Source organism: Kitasatospora sp. NPDC059577 (genome assembly GCF_042735475.1).
GTDB lineage: Bacteria > Actinomycetota > Actinomycetes > Streptomycetales > Streptomycetaceae > Kitasatospora.
In genome coordinates this window covers 1-4982 of the sequence record NZ_JBHWBZ010000054.1, presented here as the reverse complement: position 1 = coordinate 4982, position 4982 = coordinate 1, and the positions used below count along the sequence as shown (strand labels likewise).

Genomic DNA, 4982 nt, shown 5'->3' with positions numbered 1-4982 from the left:
GCGCCCCGCCCCCCCGGCGCCCCCTGCGACGGCCGGCGCCTGTCCCGGGCGGCCGGCCGCCCCGTCCGCCGGCCCCCCCCCGCGGAGGGCCGACGCGGTCCGGGGTCAGGTCCGCTTGCGGAAGCGGGCGACCGCGAGCGGGGCGAAGACCGCGGTGACGGCGGCGGACCAGATCAGCACGATCATCACCGGGTGGGCGACCGCGCCCTCGCCGTTGAGCAGCGCACGGGAGGCGTCGGCCAGTGCGGACAGCGGGTTCACCTTGGTGAAGGACTGCAGCCAGCCCGGCATGGTCTGGGTCGGGGCGAAGATCGAGCTGCCGAACTGCATCGGCATCAGGACCAGCATGGAGACGCCCTGGACGGCCTGGGCGCTGCGCAGCGCCATGCCGAGCAGCATCGAGATCCAGACGATCGACATGCCGAACACCAGGGCCAGGCCGATGGTGGCCAGCACCTCCAGCGGACCGGTCTTCACCTCGAAGCCGATGCACATCGCGAAGCTGATCAGGATCGCGAAGGAGAGCAGCCCGCGGAGGGTCTCGGCGGCGATCTTGGAGAGCAGTACGGAGGCCCGCCCGATCGGCAGGGTCCGGAAGCGGTCCATCACGCCGGTCTGGAAGTCGCTGTTGAGGCCGGTGCCGACGGCCATCGCCAGGGTGAGACCGGTCTGTCCGAGCAGGCCGGGGACCAGGTACTGCCGGTAGGCGTCCTGGTTGCCGGCCATCGCCCCGCCGAAGACGTAGACGAAGAGCACGGTGAAGATGATCGGCATCAGCACGGCGTCGAACATCGACTCCGGGTCGGCCTTGATCCGCATCAGGTTGCGCCGGGTCAGTGCGCCGACGTGGCGCAGGGTGCCGGACAGACCGATCCGGGAGTCCTCCACCCGGGCGGGGGCGAGTGCGGCGGTGGTCATGCGACGGGCTCCTTGGCGAGGCTGGGGGCGGCGTCCGCGGCGGGGGCGGGCTTGCCGGTGATGGCGAGGAAGACCTCGTCGAGGCTGGGCACCTTGGTGTCGATGCCGGCGATCGCGAAGCCGCGGCCGCCGAGCACGCCGATCACGGTGGTCAGCTGCTCCTCGCCGGTGATCGGCACCGCGAGCAGGCCGGTGTCGGCGGAGAAGGTGGCGGTGGTGATGCCGGTGTCGTGCAGGCAGCGGGCCATCTCGGGCAACTCGGCCGCGTGGACCGGGCGGACCTGCAGGGTCTGCCCGCCGACCTTGGCCTTGAGTTCGGCCACCAGCCCGGTGGCGATCACCTTGCCGCGGTCGATGACGGTCAGCTCGTTCGCGAGCTGCTCCGCCTCCTCCATGTACTGGGTGGTCAGCAGCACGGTGGTGCCCTCGGAGACCATCCGCTGCACCTCGTCCCAGACCTCGTTGCGGGTGCGCGGGTCCAGACCGGTGGTGGGCTCGTCCAGGTAGAGCACCCGGGGGCGGCCGATCATGCTGGCGGCCAGGTCGAGGCGGCGGCGCATGCCGCCGGAGTAGGTCTTGGCGGGCCGCTTGGCGGCCTCGGTGAGCGAGAAGCGTTCCAGCAGTTCGGTCGCGCGGGCCTTGGCCTCGCGGCCGGGGAGGTCGAGCAGTCGGCCGATCAGGTAGAGGTTCTCGTACCCGGAGAGGAGTTCGTCGACGGAGGCGTACTGGCCGGTGAGGCCGATCGTGCGGCGCAGCTGCTTGGGCTGGCGCAGGACGTCGTAGCCGCCGACGAAGGCGGTGCCGGCGTCCGGCTTGATCAGGGTGGAGAGGACCCGGACGAGGGTGGTCTTGCCCGCGCCGTTGGGGCCGAGCACACCGAGGACGGTGCCTTCCCTGACGGTGAGGTCGACCCCGTCGAGGGCCTTGGTGGTGCCGTAGTGCTTGACGATGCCGCGGACCTCGACGGCATTGCCGGCGGCGGCTCCCCGGTCGTTCGGGGCGGTGGCGATTCGTGTCATGCCACCAGGTTGTCCGGCCCGGCTGTCAGCCCCCTGTCGCCGTGGTGACGGCGGCGGCGGCCCGCTGCCAGGCCGCTGTCACGCCGCTGTCATCGGCGGCCGGACGTGCCGGCGGCCCTGCTCCGCGGGCGCGGGGCAGGGCCGTGACCGGTGCGAACGGTCAGTGGAAGCTGTGCTCCTCCGCGGGGAAGGCGCCGCCGCGGACGTCCTCGGCGAAGGCCCGGGCGGCGTCGGCCAGGACGGTCCGCAGGTCGGCGTACTGCTTGACGAACTTCGGCACCCGGCCGGCCGTCATGCCGGCCATGTCGGTCCAGACCAGCACCTGGGCGTCGGTGTCGGGGCCGCCGCCGATGCCGACGGTGGGGATCGCCAGCTGCTCGGTGACCTGGGCGGCCAGCTCGGCCGGCACCGCCTCCAGGACCACCGCGAAGGCGCCCGCCTGCTGGACGGCCTTGGCGTCGCGCAGCAGCTGGTGCGCCGCCTCGTCGCCGCGGCCCTGGACCGGGTAGCCGCCGAAGGCGTGCACGGACTGCGGGGTGAGACCGATGTGCGCCATCACCGGGATGCCGGCCTCGACCAGCAGCTCGATCGAGCGGGCGCTGCGCTCGCCGCCCTCCAGCTTGACCGCGCCGACCCCGGCCTCCTTCATCAGCCGGGCCGCGTTGTGCATGGCCTGCGCGGGGGACTCCTGGTAGGAGCCGAACGGCAGGTCGGCGACGATCATCGACCTCTTGGTGCCGCGGACGACGGCGGCGGAGAGCATCACCATCTGATCCATGGTCACCGGGACGGTGGTCTCGTAGCCGAGGTGGCAGTTGCCCGCCGAGTCGCCGACCAGCAGCACCGGGGTGCCGGCCTCGTCGAACACGCCTGCGGTCAGGGCGTCGTAGGCGGTGAGCATCGACCACTTCTCGCCGCGCTGCTTGGCGGCGGCGAGGTCGCGGACGGTCACGCGGCGGTTGGTGACCCCGCCGTAGAGGGTGGCGGTCGACGCCTGGTTCTGGGCAGGCGAAGGCGAAGAAGCGTTCATCGAACGGACTCCTGAAGGGTTGTCGTCTCGTGGCGCCGTGCGGCGTCCCCGGATCACCTCCATGCTTGCACGCCCCGGCGTGCGCGCAAAGAGGGGTGCGTTCGTCCCGGTGCGATCCGTGACACACCGGGGCCGGCCGCGGCGGGCCGGGGTTCGGGGGAGGCGCCGGGCTTTGCCTCCATTTTGCGAAACGGTGTCGTCTCGTATCGTATTTCCCCGCTACTCTGGTGCAGGGGGTTACGAGACGTTTCCGACTCGGAATAGCCCGCCAGTGCCACGCCAACACGGACGGGAAGACCAATGACCACCGCAGCCGCGCCACCCCGCGTGCCGGAAGCCATCCACCGTCGGCGCTGGGCGATCCTCTGCACCCTGGTGCTCGCCCTGCTCGTCGTCGTGCTCGACAACTCGATCCTCAACGTCGCGATGAAGACCATCGCGACCCCCGCTCCGGTCGGCCTCGGCGCCACCCAGAGCGACCTGGAGTGGTCGATCAACTCCTACACGCTCGTGTTCGCCGGGCTGCTCTTCACCTCGGGCCTGCTCGGCGACCGCTTCGGCCGCAAGCTCGCGCTGCTGGCCGGCATGGTGGTCTTCGGCATCGCCTCACTGCTGTCCTCGATGGCCGGCTCGCCCGGTGAACTCATCGGTTTCCGCGCCCTGATGGGCGTCGGCGCCGCGCTCGCGATGCCCGCCACGCTGGCGATCATCATGAACGTCTTCGAGCGCTCCGAGCAGCCCAAGGCGATCGGCATCTGGGCGGGCGCGGTGGGCCTGGCCATCGCCATCGGCCCGATCACCGGCGGTCTGCTGATCGAGCACTTCTGGTGGGGCTCGGTCTTCCTGATCAACGTCCCGATCGTGATCGTCGCGGTGATCGCGATGGCGATCCTGGTGCCCGAGTCCAAGGACCCGGCCCCGGGCAAGCTCGACCCGGTCGGCGTGCTGCTGTCGATCATCGGCCTGGTCGCCCTGATCTACGGCATCATCAAGGGCGGCGAGCTGGCCGACTTCACCGCCCCCGGGGCCTGGGTGCCGACCCTGGTCGGCGTGGTCGCGCTGGTCGCCTTCGTCTGGTTCGAGCGCCGCACCGCGTTCCCCGCACTGGACGTCACCTGGTTCCGCAACAAGGTGTTCAGCGCCTCCGTGGTGGTCGTCGGCGTGATCTTCTTCGCGCTGATGGGCGTCTCGTTCTTCGGCGTCTTCTACATCCAGAGCGTGCGCGGCTACAGCGCCCTCCAGGCGGGCCTGTTGATGCTGCCGCTGGCCGTCGCCCAGCTGCTCTTCGCGCCGCGGGCCCGGCTGGTGGTCGATCGCTTCGGCGTCGCCGCCACCGCCTCCGGCGGCATGCTGCTGGTCGCGCTCGGCTTCGTCGGCTACACCGTGCTCACCGCCACCACCCCGATCTGGGTGCTGATCGTGCTCGGCCTGGTGATGGGCGCCGGCATGGCGCACGTCATGCCGCCGGTGACCGTCGCGATCATGGGCTCGCTGCCCCGCGAGAAGGCCGGCGCCGGCTCCGCCGTCAACAACACCTTCCGCCAGGTCGGCGGCTCGCTCGGGGTCGCCGTGCTCGGCGCGGTGCTCTCCACCGTCTACCGCGACGGGATGTCCGACACCCTGAACCAGCTGCCGGAGAACCTGCGCGACAAGGCCGGCGAATCGCTGGAGGCCACCCTGGCCATCGCCGGCCGGATCCCCGGCGGACAGGCCCTGATCGGCCCGGCGAACGACTCCTTCATCCACGCCATGCACGTGGTGGCCTCGCTCTCGGTGGGCATCTCGGTGATCGGCGCGCTGGTCGCCTGGTTCCTGCTGCCGCGCCGCTCGGCCGCTCCCGGCGCCCCGGCCGGTCCGGCCGCCGGGCAGCCGGACGCGACCCGGGAGACCGCGGCCGCGGAGGCCTGACCCGCCACCGGACCGGACGCCGGCCCGTGCCGCGGCACGGCCGGGGGACAATGGCCCTGCCGCCCGGTACGCCCGGGTGGCAGGGCCTGGGGGGGGGGGGGGGGGGG

The 4982-nt window shown here is 72.0% G+C and carries 4 protein-coding genes; 1 reads left to right on the top strand and 3 read right to left on the bottom strand.

The window, feature by feature from the left end; translation table 11 throughout:
* Positions 1–105: 105 nt before the first annotated feature.
* The 3 genes from ACFV0O_RS31360 to panB form a co-directional block, all read right to left on the bottom strand.
* The gene (locus tag ACFV0O_RS31360; RefSeq protein WP_380347121.1) at positions 106–918 is read right to left on the bottom strand and encodes an ABC transporter permease; all 813 of its coding nucleotides are present in this window, start codon (positions 916–918) and stop codon (positions 106–108) included.
* The gene (locus tag ACFV0O_RS31355; RefSeq protein ID WP_380347119.1) at positions 915–1937 is read right to left on the bottom strand and encodes an ATP-binding cassette domain-containing protein; all 1023 of its coding nucleotides are present in this window, start codon (positions 1935–1937) and stop codon (positions 915–917) included. Before ACFV0O_RS31355 ends, ACFV0O_RS31360 begins: the two co-directional genes overlap by 4 nt.
* A 160-nt stretch (positions 1938–2097) precedes the next feature.
* A complete protein-coding gene (gene panB / locus ACFV0O_RS31350) occupies positions 2098–2967 on the bottom strand; it encodes a 3-methyl-2-oxobutanoate hydroxymethyltransferase (RefSeq protein WP_380347117.1) in 870 nt (289 codons plus the stop codon).
* A 300-nt stretch (positions 2968–3267) separates the two neighbouring features.
* Here panB and ACFV0O_RS31345 point away from each other — a divergent pair, with 300 nt between their 5' ends.
* Complete coding sequence (locus ACFV0O_RS31345; protein ID WP_380347116.1) at positions 3268–4875, top strand: DHA2 family efflux MFS transporter permease subunit; 1608 nt, start codon at positions 3268–3270, stop codon at positions 4873–4875.
* The last annotated feature ends 107 nt before the right edge of the window (positions 4876–4982 follow it).